The 1,464-nt window shown below is 74.8% G+C and carries 2 protein-coding genes; both read right to left on the bottom strand.

Annotation, left to right across the window (positions count from 1 at the left end; translation table 11 throughout):
• Positions 1–163: universal stress protein (locus tag FNH05_RS37295; RefSeq protein ID WP_186382947.1), on the bottom strand; the 163-nt coding region annotated here is incomplete at its 3' end.
• The coding region (locus FNH05_RS37290; RefSeq protein ID WP_144593527.1) for a WS/DGAT domain-containing protein at positions 160–1,464 on the bottom strand (1,305 nt) is incomplete at its 5' end. The genes FNH05_RS37295 and FNH05_RS37290, both read right to left, overlap by 4 nt.

Below are 1,464 nucleotides of genomic sequence, written 5' to 3'. Positions count from 1 at the left end.
GCCAATCCCGGCCGAGGCTGGGCACGGAGCACACGTGCAGCAGGCGCAGCGGGAGCCTCCGCCGCACCGACTCCGCGGCGCCCCACCGGACCGCGTCCAGCGCGCTGTCGGAGCCGTCCACGCCGACCACGACCGGTTCCTCCCCCGGCGGGACGGTGGTCATGCCGGCTTCGCCCGCGTCGCCCGCCGCAGCGGGATCACGCTGCGCTCGGCCAGCGCCTTGGCCTCCTCGACCTCCGCCTCCAGCGCGGCCACCAGCCGTTCGGGATCCGGCAGGAGCCTGCGATCGGTGCCGAACCCGAAGAACACCTGGCCCGCGTAGCTGAAGATGCACACGGTGATCGCCTGCCGCCCGCTGCACGGTGCCCAGCCGACCACGCCCGCCACCTTCGCCCCTGCCACCGCCATCGGCGACCGCGGCCCTGGCACGTTCGTCAGCACCCCCACCGCCTTGTCCGTGAAGTAGCGGATCAGCGCCGCGGCGACCGCGGGCGGGCTCTGGCTCACCAGCTGTTGCAGGACCAGGGTGAGCACCGGTTCGTAGGAGTCGCGGATGCGCAGCACCCGCCGGTGCACCTCGGCGAGCCGTTCGTGGAAACCGCCCCTGCCCAGCGGGAGGTGCGCCAGCACCAGCGAAAAGTGGTTGCCCAGCGTCGGCGGGAGCTGCGCGTCGAACCGGGACAGGCTGACCGGCAGCATCCAGGTCATGTCCCGCGGGATGCCCCGGGCGGGGCGATCGCGGGCCAGGTAGCGGTCCATGGCACCGGCGACCAGCGCGGTGCACACGTCGTTCACCGTGGTCCCGGTCGCGCGGCTGATACGGCTGATCGTGCTCAGCGGCACCGGCTCGCCCCAGGCGGCCGTCTTCTCCTCACCGGGCTCGCCCTCCCAGGCCCGTCCGCTGCCCTTGAACCCGAACAGCTTCGCCACGCTGCCCGCGCTGTGCCAGACCGTCACGCCCGTGTTGGCCACGGCGTCGGCCAGCCGCCGCGGTCCCGGCGGCAGGACGGAGGTGGCCAGATCCACGGCGGCGCCCGCCGCACCGACCACCGCCGAGGTGCCCAGGGCGGGCAGCGCCACCACGGCCTGCGCGACCGGCCCGAGGCGGCGGGCGGCCTGGTCGAGGCGAAGGCCCAGCTGGTCGACGCCGCGCAGGGTGGCCGCCGCGAACCGGGCCGCGGGGTGGGTGGTCGGCTCGTGGTGCGGCGCCATGCCCCCGACCCGCGCGGCGGGCGCCGCGGGTTCCTCCTCGATGGGGTCGAACATGCTGAACATGACCTGGGTGAGCCGGATCCCGTCGGCCATCGCGTGGTGCGAGCGCATCACCATGGCGCTGCCCCCGCGGTAGCCCCGCAGCAGGTGGATCACCCACAGCGGGTGGTGTTGGTCGAGCGGGCGGCTGCGTTCGGCGGCGACGAACTCCTGCAGCTCGCGGGTGTCGCCGGGCGGGGGCAGGTCGTGCAC

Source organism: Amycolatopsis rhizosphaerae, from assembly GCF_007713715.1.
Classification (GTDB): Bacteria; Actinomycetota; Actinomycetes; order Mycobacteriales; family Pseudonocardiaceae; genus Amycolatopsis_E; species Amycolatopsis_E rhizosphaerae.
This window is presented reverse-complemented; position numbering and strand designations above follow the sequence as displayed.